Origin of the sequence: Gilvimarinus gilvus, from assembly GCF_030518155.1 — a bacterium.
GTDB classification, from domain to species: Bacteria; Pseudomonadota; Gammaproteobacteria; order Pseudomonadales; family Cellvibrionaceae; genus Gilvimarinus; species Gilvimarinus gilvus.
This window is the reverse complement of record NZ_JAULRU010000215.1, coordinates 43417-63366: the sequence shown is the minus strand read 5'-3', so window position 1 is coordinate 63366 and position 19950 is coordinate 43417. Positions and strand designations below refer to the sequence as shown.

The 19950-nt window shown below is 51.8% G+C and carries 15 protein-coding genes; 10 read left to right on the top strand and 5 right to left on the bottom strand.

All coding sequences use genetic code 11. The features are described from left to right. Positions 1-9: 9 nt before the first annotated feature. Positions 10-912, top strand: coding sequence for a nucleoside hydrolase (locus tag QWI17_RS01965; protein ID WP_302720807.1), 903 nt, complete (start codon positions 10-12; stop codon positions 910-912). A 29-nt stretch (positions 913-941) separates the two neighbouring features. After that, entirely contained in the window at positions 942-5048 is a 4107-nt protein-coding gene (locus QWI17_RS01960; RefSeq protein ID WP_302720806.1) for a PVC-type heme-binding CxxCH protein, read from the top strand. Between the two features lie 127 nt (positions 5049-5175). Here the strand turns inward: QWI17_RS01960 and aroA are convergent, their stop codons facing one another. Beyond that, positions 5176-6459 carry a 3-phosphoshikimate 1-carboxyvinyltransferase gene (gene aroA, locus QWI17_RS01955; protein ID WP_302720805.1) on the bottom strand — a complete coding sequence of 428 codons (1284 nt, stop codon included), beginning with the start codon at positions 6457-6459 and terminating at the stop codon, positions 5176-5178. A 93-nt stretch (positions 6460-6552) separates the two neighbouring features. Beyond that, positions 6553-7545 carry a Gfo/Idh/MocA family protein gene (locus QWI17_RS01950; RefSeq protein WP_302720804.1) on the bottom strand — a complete coding sequence of 331 codons (993 nt, stop codon included), beginning with the start codon at positions 7543-7545 and terminating at the stop codon, positions 6553-6555. A gap of 100 nt (positions 7546-7645) precedes the next feature. On the opposite strand from QWI17_RS01950, the gene QWI17_RS01945 reads away from it, so the two are divergent. The 7 genes from QWI17_RS01945 (at position 7646) to QWI17_RS01915 (ending at position 14654) form a co-directional block, all read left to right on the top strand. Then, a complete protein-coding gene (locus tag QWI17_RS01945; RefSeq protein WP_302720803.1) occupies positions 7646-8194 on the top strand; it encodes an NUDIX domain-containing protein in 549 nt (182 codons plus the stop codon). A gap of 337 nt (positions 8195-8531) precedes the next feature. Continuing rightward, positions 8532-9605, top strand: coding sequence for a porin (locus tag QWI17_RS01940; protein ID WP_302720802.1), 1074 nt, complete (start codon positions 8532-8534; stop codon positions 9603-9605). A gap of 12 nt (positions 9606-9617) precedes the next feature. Continuing rightward, on the top strand, positions 9618-11618 hold the full coding sequence (locus tag QWI17_RS01935) for a BCCT family transporter (RefSeq protein WP_302720801.1): 2001 nt from the start codon (positions 9618-9620) through the stop codon (positions 11616-11618). 18 nt (positions 11619-11636) lie between these two features. After that, a complete protein-coding gene (locus tag QWI17_RS01930) occupies positions 11637-12347 on the top strand; it encodes a ZIP family metal transporter (protein ID WP_302720800.1) in 711 nt (236 codons plus the stop codon). A 6-nt stretch (positions 12348-12353) separates the two neighbouring features. Further along, the gene (locus QWI17_RS01925) at positions 12354-13106 is read left to right on the top strand and encodes a TIGR01458 family HAD-type hydrolase (RefSeq protein ID WP_302720799.1); all 753 of its coding nucleotides are present in this window, start codon (positions 12354-12356) and stop codon (positions 13104-13106) included. A 120-nt stretch (positions 13107-13226) separates the two neighbouring features. Then, on the top strand, positions 13227-14132 hold the full coding sequence (locus QWI17_RS01920) for a Gfo/Idh/MocA family protein (protein ID WP_302720798.1): 906 nt from the start codon (positions 13227-13229) through the stop codon (positions 14130-14132). A 60-nt stretch (positions 14133-14192) separates the two neighbouring features. Continuing rightward, the gene (locus tag QWI17_RS01915) at positions 14193-14654 is read left to right on the top strand and encodes a prepilin-type N-terminal cleavage/methylation domain-containing protein (RefSeq protein WP_302720797.1); all 462 of its coding nucleotides are present in this window, start codon (positions 14193-14195) and stop codon (positions 14652-14654) included. Positions 14655-14792: 138 nt separating this feature from the next. On the opposite strand, the gene QWI17_RS01910 is transcribed toward QWI17_RS01915, so the two are convergent. The 3 genes from QWI17_RS01910 to QWI17_RS01900 all read right to left on the bottom strand — a co-directional run bounded on the left by QWI17_RS01910 (position 14793) and on the right by QWI17_RS01900 (position 18820). After that, positions 14793-15272 (bottom strand): GNAT family N-acetyltransferase, encoded by a 480-nt coding sequence (locus tag QWI17_RS01910; protein WP_302720796.1) that lies wholly within the window; start codon positions 15270-15272, stop codon positions 14793-14795. After that, a complete protein-coding gene (locus QWI17_RS01905) occupies positions 15256-16506 on the bottom strand; it encodes an APC family permease (RefSeq protein WP_302720795.1) in 1251 nt (416 codons plus the stop codon). Before QWI17_RS01905 ends, QWI17_RS01910 begins: the two co-directional genes overlap by 17 nt. 241 nt (positions 16507-16747) lie before the next feature. Continuing rightward, on the bottom strand, positions 16748-18820 hold the full coding sequence (locus tag QWI17_RS01900) for a TonB-dependent receptor domain-containing protein (protein ID WP_302720794.1): 2073 nt from the start codon (positions 18818-18820) through the stop codon (positions 16748-16750). Positions 18821-18939: 119 nt separating this feature from the next. On the opposite strand from QWI17_RS01900, the gene QWI17_RS01895 reads away from it, so the two are divergent. Beyond that, positions 18940-19911, top strand: a complete 972-nt coding sequence (locus QWI17_RS01895; protein WP_302720793.1) for an AraC family transcriptional regulator — start codon at positions 18940-18942, stop codon at positions 19909-19911. Positions 19912-19950: the final 39 nt, after the last annotated feature.

The window sequence follows — 19950 nt, the reverse complement described above, 5'->3', positions numbered from 1 at the left end:
AGAGTTGTGATGAGTTTAGTCAGGTGGAGCGTCTCCTGGGTATGTGTATTGATACTGAGCGTCAGTTTAAGTGTATCGGCTCGTACGGTCATATTGGATGCAGATACAGCCAATGAAGTTGATGACCCCTATGCCTTGGTAAAAGCCTTTTCGGTTCCAGATTGGGACATAGTTGCCATTAATGCCGCACAGTGGCAGGTAAGTCAGTGGTCTACGACCAATACTATGGAGCAAAGCCATCGTATTAATCAGGAAATAGCCGCATATTTAGAGCTACCCTCCAGCATTAAGGTTTTACGGGGTGGTCACCGTAGAATCTATGATTGGGGAGGCGATCGCGCCATTTATTCCTCTGCGACCCATAATCTGGTGCAGATGGCCGAGCAGGCAGCCGAAGGGGAGACGATCACGGTTATTGTGCTAGGTGCCCTGACGAATGTGGCATCTGCGCTACTCATTAACCCGGCGATTGAAAGCAAGCTTGACATCTATTGGCTTGGTTCAAGCTTTAACGCAGACACCGAGCGGCTTAAATTTCTTGATTTTAATCCGTTGATGGATCCGCAGGCCGTCGACATTTTACTTAACTCGCAGGCTCGCCTGCACATTTTGCCGGTAAGCAGTCTGGGCAAGTATGTAGCCGAGTTTACAAAAGCGAAGCAGCATTTTTCAGGTAAGGGGGAGTTGGGAGACTACCTTATTCGACGCTGGCGAGAGCACCGCGATGGCGGCAAGTATCAGCGCATTTTGTGGGATGTGGCACTGATTCAAGCGGTGCAATATCCCGAGCACTTTAGCAAAAGAAAGATAACAAGCTATTCCAATAGAAATTTGTGGGTATACGATTCAGTTAAAAATGAATTCTTGCTTCGGGATTTGTACAGTTCTATTGAAATGCGCTTAACACAATAATCTTTTCTCAACCGGACAAGGATCAGGCAATGAAAATAATAACGGCCATTACGCTAATAACGGCTCTATTGTCGAGTTTTTCTCTGGCGAAGTCATCGCAGCACTCCTATTTGGTTTTTGAGCCCGATGGTATTTCCGACGAACCCCAACATGTTGTTTTTGTCACCGGGGATGAAGAGTACCGCTCGGAAGAGTGGGGGCCGATGCTGGCAAAAATTTTGAGCAAAAAACATGGTTTTAGAGTCACCGTTCTATTTGCCCAAAATAATGACGGAACAATTGACCCCAATAACAACCACAATATTCCCGGAATGGAGGTACTCGATCAGGCAGATCTTCTTGTGTTAGGAACACGCTGGCGGCAACTGCCCGAAGCACAAATGTTACCCGTGCTAAATTACCTCAATGCGGGTAAACCTTTGATTGCTTTGCGCACAGCAACCCATGCGTTTAACAATGAAGAGGCCATCGGGGGCTACGACTGGACGAATTTTGGCCGCGAAGTGGTGGGCGAGAACTGGCTGAATCATCATGGCGAGCACAAGGTGCAGGGCGGACGTTCGGTGGTTAATCCCGCTCAGGCAAAAAATCCACTGCTGAACGGTGTAGAGCCATTTTTTACCTACTCCGATATTTACGGTATTGAGCACCTGCACAATGTTGAGGCTACTGTGTTGCTGCACGGTGCGGTTACCGAATCGCTCGATCCGCACTCGCCGGCGGTTGAAGGTGAGCAGAATAGTCCCATGATGCCTTTGGCTTGGATTAAGCCCTACGCCGCGCCCAATGGCGAAGCACAGGGAACATGTTTTGCCACAACTGCAGGGGCCGCTGTCGACTTTAAAGATGAAAATTTGCGTCGGCTGGTGGTGAACGCTGCTTATCACCTTCTGGGACTTGACGTTCCGCCGCAGGCTGATGTGACGCCTATTGATCGATTTGAGCCCTCTTTTTATGGCTTTCAGGATGAAGACTACTTTGTTAACCGCGGTTTGAAAGTCAGCGATTTCTCCTTGGGGCGCTCCGGCCGTTCTATTTTAACCAATCAGCAATTGCAGTGGCTACAGGAGAGTAAGTTAGCGTCGCGCGCTAATGTCGACTTTGCCAATAGGGATTCGATTGCCATCGTAGGCAATGGCTTGGCGGAGCGCATGTTGCACTACGGCTACTTTGAAAGTGAGATTTACGCGTACAATGCCGGTAAGAATGTGAGTGTGCACAATTTGGCGCGCGCTGGGATGACGCCTGTGTTTCGCCCGCATTCTTCCCGTGATACGCAATGGTTATTTCCTGAGGCTAGTAAGCTTTATCCTCAGTTAAGCGAACACAGTGGCGTTGGTACTCATCCCAGTCCCGACGAGTGGCTTAAACACATTGCCGCCGACAAGATTATCGCCTTTTTTGGCTATAACGAATCTTTTGATGGTGTCGATGGTATTGCGCGTTATAAGAACGAGTTGCGCGCGTACATTAAGCATACTCGCGCACAACATTACAATGGTAGGGGAGAGCCCGAGCTGATTCTTGTATCTCCCATTGCTTTTCAGGATCTATCGGCTGATCACGCGTTGCCAGATGGTGTTGAGGAAAACCGTAACCTCGCCCTTTATACCCGCGCTATGGCCGAGGTGGCAAAAGCCGAGGGCGTAGATTTTGTCGATATTTATACACCAACCAAGCGTTGGTTCGTCCAGTCTACTGAACAGTTAACGGTTAATGGCGCGCACTTAAATCAGCGAGGGTATCAGCGTTTGGCGGCGGAATTGGCGCGGCAATTAATGCCCGCTGACCGTCAAGCGACAACGCCCGAAATCGTGTCTCTGGTACGAGAGAAGAACTTTCACTGGTTCAATCACTATCAAATGCCCAATGGGGTGCACGTTGACGGCCGCCGTTTTGAACCATTTGGCCCGGATAACTATCCGGCCGAAAAGAAAAAGACCTGGCAGCTGACTCGTAATCGCGAGGAAGAAATATGGGCTGTTTTGAATGGCAAGGGTTACGACCGTCAAGCCGCCGATGCCGCTACGGTTAAACTGCCTGACGTCGAAACTAATGCACCGGAGCGCGCCGAGCAAAAATACCTGTACGGTGATGATGCCTTGGCTCGTTTTAACATCGCACCTGGCTATGCAATTGAATTGTTTGTCTCGGAAAAAGATTTTCCGAATATGGCCAATCCTGTGCAATTGACGTTTGATGGCAAGGGGCGATTATGGGTTTCGGTAATGCCGAGTTACCCGCACTACCGTCCCGGTGACCCTGTTCCCGATGATAAGATTCTGATTTACGAGGACACCGATGGTGACGGTAAAGCCGATAAAGAAACCGTGTTTGCGGACAAACTGCACTTACCTGTCGGGTTTGAGTTAACCGCTGAAGGTGTATACGTATCTCAGGCACCAAACCTACTGCGTCTACGTGATACCGACGGAGATGATCGGGCGGATGTACGCGACATTATTTTGAGTGGTTTTGACACCCATGACACCCATCACGCAATAAGTGCATTTACCCGGGATCAGTGGGGCGGCTTGATCTTCGCCGAAGGTGTGTTTTTACATACCAATGTCGAAACAGCCTATGGGCCGGTGCGGGCCGTTAACGGTGGGTTTTACCGATTTGAGCCGCGATCGCAAAAACTGCAGCGCCTGGTACAAACTCATATTCCCAACCCTTGGGGCGTCGCTTTTGATCGCTGGGGGCAGGGCTTTTTCCTGTCGACTTCAAACCCTGATATGCACTGGATGCTGCCAGTGGAATTGCGAACTCACTATGGTCAGCTAACCGTAGGCACCGAGTCACTGATAGAGTCGGACCACCGCGTACGCCCCACGTCGGGTCTTATTTTTATCGACAGCGATCACTTTCCGGATGAAGTACAAGGCGATTTTATTCTCAACAATTCGATCGGTTTTCTGGGAGCGAAACAGCACCGACTGACGGATGAAGGTACGGGTTATACCAGTCAGTTTGTAATGGATTTGTATAGGTCCAGCGATCCAAACTTTCGCGCCGTTGATTTAGACTTTTCGCCCGATGGTTCACTTTATTTGGTGGATTGGCACAATCAGCTTATTGGCCACATGCAACACAATGCTCGCGACCCCTTGCGAGACCATGCCCACGGGCGTATTTACCGAATCACCTACGAAGGCGGCGCGCTCTCAGAGGTTTCAGACTTAACGGCTATGTCGCCGGACCAGTTGTGGCAGATGCTTGCTAGGGTAGACTGGCACCAGCGTCAGCGTATCTACCGCGAGCTGCGTAAGTTTTCAGCCCACGACGTGGCCATCGCGCGTGATAAATGGCTTAAAGCGTTGCGCGAGGACAAACAGCTGAGCGAGCACCGTCAAATAGAAGCGCTTTGGGCTGATAATCGCAACCTAGATCCTCAGCTAATTCGGCAATTGCTGCAAGCTGATGATTTCAAAGTGCGCGCAGCAGCTGTGGAGGCTTTGCGCTATCATCAAAGTCAATTTGACGATGCGTTGGCATTGCTAAATAAGGCTGCACAAGACGATCATCCCCGAGTGCGCTTAGAGGCGGTGGTGGCCGCCACCTGGATGAGTGACGCGAGAGCCCTAAGCATTGTTGAGCAGGCTGCCGATCTTTCTGTCGATGATTGGGCGCGTCAGGCTTATACTCAGGCCGCAGCCTATTGGGGCGGTAACGTAAATTTGCCCTCGGAAGACTCTAGCGAGCAAGACCATGACCTACCACCAGAGGTGGCCGCGGTATGGGAGAAAGGGCGTGAAATCTATCGACGCGAAGGCTTTTGCTCCACTTGTCACCAGGAAGACGGGAAAGGGTTGCCGGCTGCACAGTTTCCGCCGCTGGCGCAAACTGAGTGGGTAACGGGCAATGCTGCACGTTTGATTGATATTGCCTTAAACGGTCTAACCGGCCCGATTGATGTGAATGGACGTCACTATCCAGGTCATGTTCCTATGACGCAGTTCAAAGGCATGTTAAATAATGAAGAAATGGCAGCGGTGCTGACCTACGTGCGCAATGCTTTTGGTAACAGCGCCTCAGCAATTTTGCCCGAGCAAGTTGAACAAGTTCGACGAGAGACCGCCGACAAAACAGGTTTTTGGCTTGCGCCGGAGCTTGAACAAAAGTATGCGCAATAAGTTGCTGTGTATCAAATGAAAAAGGGGAATGCTAAACAGCGCTCCCCTTTAGATCACAATCCGTTCACCGTTCACCGTTCACCGTTCACCGTTCACCGTTCACCGTTCACCGTTCACCGTTCACCGCCTAAGAAGTAATTCGCGCAAACTCGTTGAAGTAAGTGGGGAAGGTTTTCGATGTGCACTTGGGGTCATTTATCACAATATCCGCATCGCCAAAACTCGCCAGTGAAAAACACATGGCCATACGGTGGTCGTTGTAGGTGTCGATGGCAGCGGTTTGAATTTCTTTAGGTGGCTCGATATAAATGTAGTCTTCGCCCTCATCGACAGTGGCACCCACTTTACGCAATTCGGTGGCCATTGCGGCAAGGCGGTCGGTTTCTTTAACGCGCCAATTGTAGATGTTGCGTATACGGGTTGGGCCTTTGGCAAAAAGCGCCGCAGTGGCAATGGTCATAGCCGCATCGGGAATGTGGTTTAAGTCCACATCAACACCGTTAAGCTCTGAGCCTGCTTCCACTTCAATCCACATGTCGGAGTAAGTCACTTTCGCGCCCATTTGCGCCAGTACATCGGCAAATTTCGCGTCGCCCTGAATGCTGGCGGAGCCTGTGCCGTGAACTTTTACCGGGCCGCCGCCAATGGCGGCAGCGGCCAGAAAGTAAGAGGCGGATGAGGCATCGCCTTCCACCATAATTTCGCCCGGTGCCTGATATTGTTGATTGCCCGAAATATTAAACGATTGGTAATCATTGTTGGCGACGCTGACGCCAAACTTGGCCATGGTGTCCAGGGTGATGTCGATATAGGGTTTGGAAACCAGCTCACCATCCACTTTAATCACGGTGTCGCTTTTGAGCAATGGCGCAATCATCAGCAGTGCGGTGAGATATTGGCTGGAGATATTGCCTTTTATGCTCACCGCGCCACCGTTAAGTGGTTTACCTTGCAGTGTTAATGGCGGGAAACCGTCGTCTTTGAGGTAGGTGGCATCCGCGCCCAACTGGCGCAAGGCATCGATCAAGTCGCCAATGGGGCGCTCGTACATGCGCGGCTCACCGGTAATGGTAAAGGTGCCCTGACTGAGCGCCAGAGCGGCTGTGAGTGGGCGTACGGCGGTGCCGGCATTGCCGAGAAACAGCTCGAGGGCCTCGGCTGACTGGAAAACGCCCCCCAGGCCTGAGACTTGGCAGGTCTTTTTGTCGGCAGATAGGGTATAGCTAACGCCCAGCGCTTTCAGTGCGGTCAGCATATGGCTGACATCGTCACTGTCGAGCAGGTTGGTAATGGTGGTTTCGCCCTGTGCCAGTGCCGCCAGTAACAAAATGCGGTTCGACAAGCTTTTCGAGCCGGGCAGGGTGACTTCGCCTTGCGCGGCGCTGATGGGCTTAAGCGTTAGTGTTTCCATGAATAGAGCTCACAACGGGAAAAAGGCGGCATTTTACCCAATGTGCGCAGCCAGCGCCATCGGCAGGCGCTGGCAAATTGAAGGGGGCCGGTTTTATTCGAAGTCGTATCTCAGTGGAAATTGATGGCGCAGGTCATCGAGGACTTTCATAATGGCAACGCTTTCACCGAGGGGGATAATAGGGCTTTCGCTCAACCCCGCGCGCAAACAGCGTGCGGCCTCCTCGACCTGGTGAATAAATCCATTGTCGGCATTGTCTGCGCCAAACACGCCTTCTTCGGTCGTCTCCCGGCCGTCGAGCTGGGTCAGGGTATATTCGCCCTTGCCTTGAAAGTCGGGGTAATTAACACGTCCCTCGTCACCGTAGAGCGTCATGGTTTGGCCCAGCATCATATTGATGCTGGTGTTTACCGTAGCGATACAGCCACTGGCGAAGGTCAATTGATAGCTGGCTGTCTCGTCAATACCTGTATCACTGAATAAGCAGCGCCCTGTCACCGCAGTGGGCAGTTCGCCCAGAACGCAGCACAGCATGCTGATCGGGTAAATACCCATATCCAGAGTGACGCCGCCGGCCAGGGCCGGATCGTACAGGCGCCCCCGATACTGATCGGCAGAGATTCCGCCAAAGGTGACGTGCGCGACCTTTACCTTGCCGAGTACACCTTCGGCGACTTGTTCACGCAGTGCCTGCATACTGGGTAAAAAGCGCGTCCAAATCGCTTCCATAACAAACAGGTTGCGCTCGCGGGCCGCACGGGCAATCTGTTCCGCTTGGTCTGCATTGACAGTGAACGGCTTTTCAATCACCAGATTTTTATTGCCAGCCAAAGCCTGTAGAGCGTTTTCGCAGTGGAAGTTGTGCGTGGTGGCAATATAGATAACATCAATGTCAGCGCGGGCGATCAGGCTTTCGTAGGTTTCCGCGCTGATACCGTATTTGCCAGCGAAGTCGCGGGCTTTGGGTGCGGTGCGTGAGGCTACCGCGACCAGTTCATTGCCCTCACTTGCGCTAATGGCGTCACTCATCTGATGAGCAATGATGCCGGCGCCAATAATGCCCCAGCGGATAGTTGAATTATTCAAGGTTGGCTCTCCGAATTGTTATCTGGGCAGTTTGCGCCACAGCCACACATAGGGTCAAATGCCATTATCAAATATTTTCAACTATTTACGTAGGGTGTGTATGGGTAAGATTCGCCAGCTTTCGAGTCGGGAAGTGTATAAAAATTATTGGATGCGGGTTCGCGAAGATGACATAGAGCGTCCCAGTGGCGCCAAGGGCATTTATGGTGTGGTTGAGAAGCCAGATTTCGCCGTTATTGCTGCCATTGAAGACGGCTATATCTATTTGGTACAGCAATATCGCTATACCGTTGGCGGTCGGTATTGGGAGATGCCACAGGGGGCCTGGGAGCAAAACCCAGATGCGCCAGCCAAAGAGTTGGCTGCCGGTGAGTTAAAAGAGGAAACCGGACTGACAGCCGAGCACTTGACGCACCTGGGTTATCAATATTTGGCTTATGGCTTCTGCACTCAGGGCTATCATATTTTTCTGGCACAAGGCTTGACGTCGGGCGATCGGCAGTTGGATGCCGAGGAAGAAGATCTGATTGCAGAGCGCTTTGCGCTGAGTGAGGTTAAGCGCATGATCTTGGCGGGTGAGATAAAAGATGCGACCACTGTTAATGCATTTGGCTGGCTACAATTGACAGGCCACCTAGGGAACCTCTGATTAAGTCTCCAGAGGCCACTGAACACTCGATCAGAGGTTCCCTGTACAAATTGGGCTAGCGAAGAGCAAACCCCTTACAGAACTGCTAGCATGCATGGGGTTTTTCAACAGCTGCTAGTCTATAATGCAGTTAATCTGCATTTGATATCGTCACCACTGATCCACCAGTCTCGCGGTGGCGTTTAAACGATATGTTCAATTATGTCGGCAGCTCTCTCGCTGTTGACTGTCAAGGCGGGTATTTCCGCACACCATTCCGCCCCAGGTGTCTGCTTGGGTGGCGGAGATTCAAGTCGGTACAGCCGGCAGTCGATAGACAAACACGAAAGGGAAGCCGATGGCCAAACATCATCATTCGTACATCTTGCTGTTGGGGGCGTTAGCGGCTGGGGCTGCGCATGCTGAAACGCAATTGTCTGCCGGGGTCTGGGGTACCTACCAATATATACCTGACGATGAAGCCAATACCAACAGCGGCGGTGAGTTTACTGGGGAAGCTCTTATTCTGTATCTGGACGGCGCTGCCGCCGAGGACAGTAACTGGCTTTATTCCGCTGAGTTTCGGGCAGGGCCCGGCAGCTTTACCGATCCGGCTAATAATTCCACGGGTGATCAATACACATTGCACAAAGCGTGGGTTGGGTGGCAGCTTAACAAAGACCACACGCTGCGGGTGGGCAAGTCTCAGGTGCCATTTGGCTGGAAAACGGTCAATTTTTGGCCTGGCGACATCCTGTTGGCCGGTTACGGCGATCAGATGGACGTCGGCGCCAAGCTTACCGGTCAAAAAAGCCAGCTTGGTTACGACATCGCCTACTATCATGCCGATGATTGGGGCAGTACCAGCACCGATACGGTAGACGATAATGGCCATTGGGGCAGTTCAGCGACTTACCGCAAGGTGCAGACGTTAGTGGGTAATGCCAATTGGCAGTTGGTGCCAAATCATAAGTTGGGCCTGTCGGTGCAAAGTGGTGGCTTACAAGACCTCAGTGGCGACCCGGACAGACCCGTCTCTGGTGATCATCAGGCGGCTGTTGTCTATTACGAGGGCACCGTCGGTAACTTTTTCTCTAAAGCCTCTTGGATTACGCAGTCGCGAGAGCTTCCCGACGATTACTTAGCGCAGAGTGGATTGCCAAGTGGTGTAGAGAACCAACGTTTTGCCGCAGAGGTAGGTTACAGCTCTGGACCTTGGTCATTCTACTTAGACGCTTCGGCAGCGCGCCCAAAAACAGACGGCAATGAAGCGGGTACGGTGACGGCAATAGCACCGGGCATGAGTTACAACTATGGGCCGGGCTGGATTTACATTGAGTACTTAAACCAGGATGGTTATGTCGACCGCAACGGGATGGTGGGGGAAGGCGACTTCGACGCGCTTTACCTGTCCCTGGACTTTTACCTTTAGCGTGGAGATAACATGAGTGAAAACAATTCCGAATCAGCAACACAGGAAACCAAATTCAATATAAAGGTAAACCCTCCGGTATTTATCGGTGCAGGCGGCCTTTGTATTTTATTCGTCTTGTTCGCGGTGCTGTTTCCCGAAAACGCTGAAACGGTGTTTTCCGCCATACAAGGTTGGGTGGTACATTCGGCTGGCTGGTTTTATGTTTTGTCGGTCGCCCTGTTCTTTATTTTTGTGGTGATGTTGGCCTTTTCCGATTACGGTCGGATTAAATTGGGGCCAGATCACAGCGAACCGGATTACAGTTATGTGTCTTGGTTCGCGATGTTGTTTTCCGCGGGTATGGGGATCGGCCTGATGTTTTTCGGTGTGGCTGAACCTGTTATGCACACCATGACTCCGCCAGTGGGAGAACCCGGTACAGTGGATGCTGCGCGGGAAGCTATGCGCATTACTTTCTTCCACTGGGGGGTGCATGCCTGGGCGATTTATGCTGTTGTAGCCTTATCTTTAGCCTATTTTGCTTTTCGCCACAATTTACCGCTGACGATTCGCTCCGCGTTCTACCCCATTATTGGAGAGCGTATATACGGTCCAATTGGCCACGCGGTCGATATATTTGCGGTACTCGGAACCTTGTTTGGGGTGGCAACCTCGTTAGGCTTCGGTGTTATGCAAGTCAACGCAGGTCTTAATTATCTGTTTGGTTTAGAGGTGGGTACGGGTGTTCAAATTGCGTTGATTGCCGGTATTACCATTTTAGCGACGATTTCGGTTGTGTTGGGGCTTGATGGTGGCATTCGCCGCGCATCGGAGTTAAACCTGTTTCTGGCTGTGGCACTGTTGTTGTTTGTGCTAGTTGCGGGCCCCACGGTGCACTTGCTACAAACCTACGTGCAAAACGTCGGACATTATCTGTCCGGTCTGGTCGAAACTACCTTTAAACTCTACGCCTATGAGCCCAGTGGCTGGATTGGCGGTTGGACACTGTTTTACTGGGGGTGGTGGATTGCCTGGTCTCCGTTTGTCGGTATGTTTATCGCGCGGGTATCCCGCGGTCGCAGTATTCGAGAGTTTGTTATTGGCGTGTTGATGGTGCCGGTAGGCTTCACTTTTATGTGGATGACTTTTTTCGGTAATACAGCCATTCACATGATTTTAGAGCAAGGCTTTACTCAGCTATCCGATGCGGTGGCAGCGGACACGTCGGTAGCGCTATTCCAGTTCTTTGAATACTTACCGATGACGACAATTGCCTCGCTCATAGCGACCGTATTGGTTATTACATTCTTCGTCACATCGTCTGACTCGGGGTCATTGGTGGTTGATATGCTGACCTCCGGTGGCACCGAGGAAGATACGCCGGTGTGGCAGCGTATTTTTTGGTCGGTGACTGAAGGGGTTATAGCCGCGGCACTGTTGGTGGCCGGTGGCCTGTCGGCGCTGCAAACCGCGACCATTGCCAGTGCGTTACCGTTTACCATTGTCATGCTGTTTATGTGCTGGGGGCTATACAAAGCGCTGCGGCTAGAGATTGTGAAAAAAGTCAGTTTGCGCGATGCGATGCTGGCGCCCAGAGTAGCGCACAATCCCGTCACCTGGGAAAAGCGCTTGGCGCGTATTGTTCGCCAACCGGGGCGAGAAGATGTACTCGGCTTTTTGTCCGGGACCGTTCGCAGTGCCCTACGTAAAGTGGCTGACGAACTGCAAACCAAGGGGTTGAATGCAACAGTCGATCACGACGAAAAGGACCGACTCTGGATTTCTGTTAGCCACTTGGAAGAGGCGGACTTCTTTTACTCCGTACATGTACGCCCATTTACCCCACCGACTTACGTAATGCGTGATACCAGTAAAAAGCGTGGAGAGAAACTGCGTTACTTTCGCGCGGAGGTATATCTAAAAGAAGGTGGGCAGGACTACGACATAATGGGCTGGAGTGAGGAGCAGGTTATTGCCGATGTGTTAGATCAGTATGAAAAGCATATGCATTTTCTGCACGCGGTGCGTTGATAGAGGAAGTTGCTGATATTGTCTGAGCTTGTTTTTGTTGTCGCTATAACATGGGTTGCGGGAGCGACTGCCTACGTCGGCGCACTTGTCGCGAGATTTGAGCCAACCCAAGAAAGCAACATTAAAGATGAGTTGCTGCACGGCATTACCGCTTTTGGCGGTGGTGCTTTGCTGGCGGCGGTTGCATTTTCCTTAACACCGCATGCCATGGTCGTGCTAAACCCGGGCTTGCTGGTTGTAACGTTTGTAAGCGGCGGGGCGGTGTTTTGCGCTATCGATGCGGCTCTGGCCCGTCGTGGTGGTAGCTTTGCGCAGTTTCTGGCTATGATGATGGACTATGTCCCCGAGGCTATTTCGCTAGGGGCAGTCTTCAGTCAAAACCGTAAAATGGGTTTATTGCTGGCGGCGTTTATTGGCCTGCAAAACCTACCTGAAGGGTTCAATACTTTTCGCGAATTGCGTACCAATAATTTCACCAAACGCAATATTCTATGGGCCATTTTTGTGGCCAGTTTAATTGGCCCCTTGGCGGCGTATCTTGGCTATACTTTACTACAGGAGCGCGAGACTTTAACGGCCGCTATTATGAGCTTTGCCTCAGGTGGTATCCTCTATCTTATTTTCCAGGACATTGCCCCACAGGCCGTTATGCGCAACCACTGGAAACCGCCTTTGGGGGCCGTATTGGGTTTTGCGGTAGGTATGATAGGTAGTGTTACAGTGGGGTAGTTGGGCATGCCAATTAGCGCTTTATTTTTTGACCTTTCCGGTGTGCTTTACCAAGGCGACGAGCGGCTGCCAGGGGCTGATCATGTGATTGCCCAAGCGCGCCGTAACAATTTTATTCTGCGTTTCGTTACCAATACCGCCACTAAGTCCCGCCAGGAGATACTGCAAAAATTAGCGAGTCTGGGAATTGATGCCAGAGCCGATGAACTGTTCACCGCCCCTGATGCAGCGCAAACCTACATCTCGCAACATCAACTGCGACCCTTCGCTTTAGTCCACCCAGCTATTCGGCCACTGTTTACGCATAGTGAGAGTAATGCAAATTGCGTTGTGATTGGGGATGCCCGTGACGGTTTAACTTACGAATCGCTTAATCGTGCCTTTCGCTTGCTTATGAATGGAAGCCCCTTGGTTGGTATTGGCGATAATCGCTATTTTCAGGACGAACACGGTTTGAGTCTCGATGCCGGCCCCTTTATCCATGCGCTCGCCTACGCCGCTGGAGTAGAGCCCATTATTATGGGTAAACCCAGCCGCGCTTTTTTTGAGCAAGTTGTTCGTTCTACAGGCCTTACGGCTGGTCAGTGTTTTATGGTGGGGGATGATGTTCGGGGAGACGTTGAAGGTGCGCTTAACACAGGTATTGGTGCGGCTCTCGTGCAAACGGGCAAATATCAGCCGGGTGATGAAGGCGTGTTGTCGCAAAATTTTCCCTGTTTTGCCAATGTCAGCGATATATTTAAGCTCATCGAGTATTAACGATTCTTAAGTATCCATTCTCTAGGTTTTCTATCTGTATTGAGTAATCGCTGTATACTAACCTCTATTAAATTCTATTGCCCATATTGTTATCGCGCTACGGATAGGAGGTTTTTATTTATGCGGATTGCCCTTGCCGGCCTGGGTGATATTGCTCAAAAGGCTTATTTACCTGCGCTAACACGTCACCTTAATGCAACCCCTATTTTGTGCACCCGCAACCCAGCTACGTTAGCGCGCCTGGCCAATCACTACCGCATCGACGAAACCTACACCGATTATTCGGCTATGTTAAAAAGTCGGCCGGATGCGGTGATGATCCACTCGAGTACCGAAAGCCACTTCGATTTGGCCACTGCCGCACTGAATGAATGCATCCCGGTTTTTGTTGACAAACCATTGAGCTACAACCTGAATCATTCGGAGCAGCTGGTGGCGTTAGCGATGGAGAAAAACTGCCCACTTTTCTGCGGTTTTAATCGTCGCTATGCGCCACTGTACCAGGCGCCGTTAGCGGTCAAGCCGGTCAGTGTTATTTATCAGAAAAACCGTCACAACCTGGCCGGTGCTCCGCGCGAATTTATCTTTGATGATTTTATTCATGTGGTGGATTTTGTTCGGCATGCCAGCCCCGACCCCGTGCTCGATTTTCAAGTACATCCCTTTTTTATGGCGGACGCGCTTGCCAGCATTAGTGTTAGCTGGCGGTCGGCAGGAGCTTCGTTTACAGCGGCCATGAATCGCGTCAGTGGTCAAACCCGTGAACGGTTGGAGTACAATGGCTTAAATGCAAGTTGGCAAGTCGATAATCTGCGACAAGGGCAGGAAATGCTCGGTAATCAAGTCACGGCTTTTGGCTTTGGCGACTGGGATGAAACATTGTATAAGCGGGGCTTTTTTACTATGTTAGAAGAGTTCATCGCGCAAGTAGAGACGAGGCAAGCGAACGCTGACTATCTGCAAGGCGTACTTGCCAGTCATAGGTTGTGCGAGTCCATACTGGAGCAGGCAGTTTGTGACATTTAAAAATAATACTGGCTTTTGTAGGATTAATACCAGTGACCTTAGAGGGTGGGAGAGATCTCTATGCAAAAGAATAAACAAGGTTTTACACTGATCGAGTTGGTGGTCGTGATTACTATTATCGGAATCTTGGCGGCTATCGCGTTGCCGCGCTTTATCCAATTACAGGGCGATGCACGCCGCGCGGTGCTCGAAGGTGTCCAGGGCTCAATGATTGGCGCCGCTAACCTTCTTTATGCGCGCTGTGTGATAGAAGGAAGCGAGCAGGCCGCAGGAACCACTTGTGGCGACGGTTCCGGCGCTAATGTTGCCGTCGCTTACGGCTACCCTACCGCGGCCTCTATCGAGGGGCTGTTAAATATTCAAAGTGATGACTTGGCCGATCAAGGTACAACCAATGACGGGGTGGTCGGTTATGACGTCGATGCTAACGGTTCGATTGATGCAAACTGTCGGGTGTCCTATACCGCCTCAACCGGAGTCAACGATGCGCCCAACGTCGTGGTCAGCGCGGCCGGCTGTTAACGCCCTTCGGGGCTTTCGGGCTGACTTTCGGGCTGAGTAGGGACTTGTTGTTGCCGCTTCTTGATGGGTAGACGCACACCTTCGAAACGGCGCCTGGCTTTCGAACCAGCCTGAAAGCCTGATTACGTAAGGAGTTTCTCAACAGCCCGCTAGGTATAGCCGCCTTTTGCGGCCTCCCACTGGTTTTAAACCCTGCCTTTGATAGAACGCGCGCGAGCTGTCAAGCCCGGGTAGAGGAGGCGTGCAGAGTTCAATACACGCCCAGTCACGGCTCTGCCCAATAGCTTTTATTTGATCCATCAGTCTGGCCCCGATGCCCTGTGAACGCCATGGCGGGCTGATGTAGAACTCCTGAATAATACCTATTTTACCCCCTGCGTAGAGCGCATAGCTTTCGGCAAAACTTGCCAGGCCGATATATTCTGCATTGTCTTTTGCGACGACCGCGTGGTACAAATCTTGAGCTATGAGTGCGCGGCACTTTGCCAAGGTCGAGTTATGATTAAGGGTAAATTTTGCGTTTCGGCTCTGTTGAGTTACTTCCTCGGTGAGCTCTACTACCATTCGGCTAATTGCACAGGCGTCTGGTTCGCTGGCGACTTTAAAGGTCAGGGACATGACGCCGCCACAACACAGTGAATATATAGTAAAGCGCGAACAAAACGAGCAACCCCATACTGATCGCAATGGTGATGACGGGCAGTGAGAAGGCCAGAGCAACGCAGCCCAAGAGGCCAATCACTGAAAAAATCCGCGGCCAAATTTTGCGGTCTTTGCTCAGGGTTAAAGCGCTGATATTAGCCAACGCATAGTACAGAAGCACGCTAAAAGCGCTAAAGCCAATGGCCTGGGCTAAATCGAACAGCAACACAGCGGCAATCATGGCGCAGGCAACGGCCAACTCACAGCGTGCCGGTGTTTGAAATTTGGCATTAATGACGCTCAGGGAGCGGGGCATATCTCCCGCGCGGCTCATGGCAAGCAGGGTACGGCTGATTCCCGCGATCAGTGACAACAATACCCCCAGGCACGCGAGCGCAGCAAAACAGGCAACCACATAGCGCAGCTGATCGTAGCCCGCCGCCTGCACAGCAGTCGCTAGCGGCGCTGGACTGGCTGCCAATGCGTCTGCGCCTGCTGATCTCAGTGCGGCAAAGGCCACCAGCCCGTACAAAGCGAGCGCCAGTAAAAGCGACGTTATTATGGCTTTATTGAGAACGCGGCCGGGCTCTTTAACTTCTTCGGATAAGGTGGCCAAACGAGCGTAGCCTGCAAAGGCGAAGAACCATATTGCCGCGCCCTGCAATATGTTGCTGAGGTCTAGGTGAGATTGCGCAGCTGTCTCGATAGGCGAGGCAGTGCTCAAGCAAAGCCCGACCAAGATCAGCAATCCGGCAATAACAATACAAACAATGATGCGACTGGCCTGCGCAGTTTTTTCAATACCGACCAGGTTTACGAGCGTTAACACTAGGATAGCGCTCACGGCCAGCGGTTTTTCCCACGCGGGAAAGGCATAGTGAGCAAATGCCAATGCCATTGCCGCGCCGCTGGCGGTTTTACCGCAAAGAAAACAGGCGCCGGCGATAAAACCTGCGAAGGGGTGCAGCTGTTTACCCGCGTATAAGTAGGTGCCGCCAGCACTAGGGTAGAGCGCGGCCAACTCGGCCGATGAGGCAGCGTTACAAAAGGCAATAAAAGCGGCGATAAGCAGCGACAGTCCAATCCATGGGCCGGCAGCGGCAGCGGCGGGACTGATGGCGGTAAATATTCCTGCTCCCACCATAGCGGCCAAGCCGATAAATACAGCGTCGGAGTATGTCAGTTTTCTTGCAAGAGAAGAGTTTGGCATAGCGCTTTTAGTGGTTGACTAAAAGCGCAATACCCTACAGCGAGCGGAGCCTGGGGGCAAGCCCGCCCGCTGCAGTTTTGGTGGCTAGTAGACTGTTGAAAGCCCCGGAGGGTGTAGCCTGAAGTGCACATCTGCTGCGCCTTGCCTCTAGCAAAGGGAACCGCCCTGTCCGTCGAGACAAGACACAACATCTGCACGCTTCAGGCTACGCTGAGCATGCATGAGGTGTTTCAACAGCCTGCTAGAATTGATAGGACACCGTGGCCTTTAAGTTTCGGCCCGGTTCGTAATCAAACAGGTATAACTCGCCAAAGCGCGGGTGAAAGCTGACACCGGTACGCGATGATTGCGACGCGTAGAATTCATCGAATAGATTGTCGACACCGGCGGTTATTTGCAGCCCGTCAGTGGGGGCCCACTGCAAGGAAACATTATGCACCGTGTAACCGTCTTTAGAGTTTTCTAACGTTGGGCCGTCAAGGTCTGGCCCTGCGGACACATCACCAACCATCAATAAGTCGTAGTGCAATTGAAGATCAATGTTTGCAAACTCATAGTCGAGATTCAAGCTCCATGTGTCACCTTGCTGACGGTCGATGCGAGCGCCCTGAAATTCTTCATAGCCAGCGTAGGCGTCCAGCTCACTTTCGGCATCGGAGTAGGTGAGCAAAGTGCGCAGCCCGCCAAGGTCATAGCCGATATAGGCCTCGCCACCGGTGACCTCCATATCGCCAACATTATCCATTACCGGGCTGGCGTACTGGTAGATATAACCTTCAATATTGGTGCGGAACAAGGTGGCGCCCACACTGAATTGATCAGCGCCTAGTATGGCATCACCATACGCTACAGCAATTTCATCATTGCGCCCGCTTTCAGCATCAAGCTCTGGGTTGGGGTCTTCAAATAAGCCGGCACCGACGAACACCTCAGAAATATCCGGGCCTTTAAACAATTCAGTACTTGAAACTCTGAACTGTAGGCTGTCAGTGGGTTGAAACTCGGCCGCTAGCGCAGTTGTGACGTCGTCGTAAGTTTTAGTGACGATGGCCGACTCAATATCGTACTCGTTGTAGCGCACCCCGGGAATGATCGCAAACATGCCCAATTCGATACGGTCCTGCAGAAACACGGCTGACTCTGTTGCCTCTTCACCTGCTTCGTCTACCGCGCCGCCAACGTAGGTAGCGGTGTAATTGGTTTTATACTGGGTGACATCCACACCGTAGGTAAGGGTATTGATAACGCTCTCGCCCAGTACCGTTTCACCTAGTAGGTTGAAACCGGTGTTTTGGGCTTCGCCTTCGACAATTGCAGCCCAAGCCTCGTAAGCGGGGTTGTCGGCCCAGCCCATTTCATCGCGCCAAAGCGTACTTTCATTGCGGAACAGCGCTGCTTTTAGCGTTGTACGACTGCCAATGCTGGCGTCGTAATTGAGAGTGTAGGTGTCGCGAGTAAATTCGGTTGGCCACAATAGCGGCACGTTAAGGCTGTTGGTAATGGCAAGGTCGGTCGCCAGGCCCATGTCGGGGCGGTAGCTGTAATCACCTTCGTCGCTGTAAGTCTCGTACCCAAACTCCAAACGTTGGCTGCTGGTCAGATCAACACCAATTTTTATAAGGGCGTCGTTTAGCTCGCCTTCTAGTCCCCGCACGGTGCCGTCGGTACCGGGAATGACTTCACCTTCCGAGTCCTTGATTTCGCCGCCGCCCACTTCGTAGTTGTCGCGCTCGACATGGTTGAAATAGGCCAAAAGATCGACCTTCGAACCCAGCTGTGCGTAGGCACTCAGCGATACGCTATTGCTGGAGTTATCGCTGACGGTGCCCTCTATGCGTCCGCCAAAATGCTCGCCAGCGGCTAGCAAATCTTTTGCCTCTTTGGTTTCGAAGCGCACAGCACCACCTAAGCCGCCATTAATCACTGAGTTGGTGCCTACATCGATGTCCACAGATTTTAAAATGTCCGCGTGAATTTGTAGGTTACCCATATGGTGGTACATGTAGGTGTTCTGGTTGGCCCCGTCGATGCTGATGCGCAGATCTTTATCATCCATTGAGCGGATGGTAATGCGTTGGTTCATTGAGTGGGCGCCGCCTACATCAACCCCAGGGATCGTGCGCAATAAGTCACTGATATGATCGGCCTGGCGAATGGCTATGTCAGATGAGTCCATGTATACCGAAGAAGCGCGGACTTCAGTTCCCCAGACAACCATTTGCTCAAGCTCTGGTTGTTGTGTGTCTGTTTGCGCCATTGCGAACGATGTGCTGGCTGCCAGCAACACGCCTACAGCAGAGTGCGTCTTTAACATTACGTTTCCCTAGTCTCTTTAATACAGTAAATTAGTTGATAATGGTGGTGATAATTATTATCATTTGAATGATACAGGGGAGAGTGACAATACGCAGGCTGTAAAATCGTCAAGCTATTATGGAAAATCATCAAAATATAGCGCCGTTACTGAAACGGCGATCAATCAGTGCCGATCAAATGCGTGAGCATTTGTCCGCCATAGCCACATCGCACAGCCTTAAAGGCGTTCAGCGAGGCAATTTATTGCAAGGGCATTTCTACGCCGTTGAGCTCGGCCCCGGGCTTGCAATTCACTGTGTCGATGCCCTGGAGCTAGCCAATTCCCGCAGTAGCGGAGAATTTGCCCCGGGGTTGAGTGTCAATGTGTTGCTCCGCGGCGAGTTGGCGTTCTATTTAGGTTCGCGTTCCTATACCTGTGAGGCAAAGCCGTCTGAGCAAGTCCTGGTATTGAAATCGCCATCTACAGAAATATTTACCCGGCAAATACGCGCTGGGCAGAGGGTTTGCAAGGTCAACGTTACCGCGTCAGAGCCGTGGCTGCGGGCCAGGCTTGCCGGCGATGTTGTCGATCAGCTATTGGCTTGGGGTGTGCTCAGTTGGCCTGCTGATTCAGGTTTGGTTGCCGCGGCCCGAAAGATGCTCGTACTCAGCGCGGGGGATGACGGTGCGCCACGGCTGGCCTTAGAGGCCGCAGCGATTGATCTTCTGCAAGGTACCATCGCCTGCTTGCAGCAAGGGCATGCGCCGAAAACGGCCTCTTGGCGCCAAGATAGCGCCCAGGCTTTATCTGCCCGATTGGATGAATTATTAAAACAATCTAGCGAACTGCCTGATATTGCCGGAGCACTGGGTATGAGCATCAGCACTCTGCAGCGCAAGTTTAAGGCTGAAAACGGTATTACGGTTATGGAATACGCTCGTTTGCAACGTCTGGAAGCGGCGCGGCGTGCCTTACTGATTGATGGTGAAAGTGTACAGCAAGCGGCGTTCTTAGCCGGCTATGATCACCCCTCTAATTTTGTGAGCGCTTTTAAAAAGCACTACAAAATGACGCCTGCCGCTATGGTAAAACTTCACTTGGGTAATTAATGTAATTCAGCCTGCGCGTCAAGCTAGACATTGTCATTT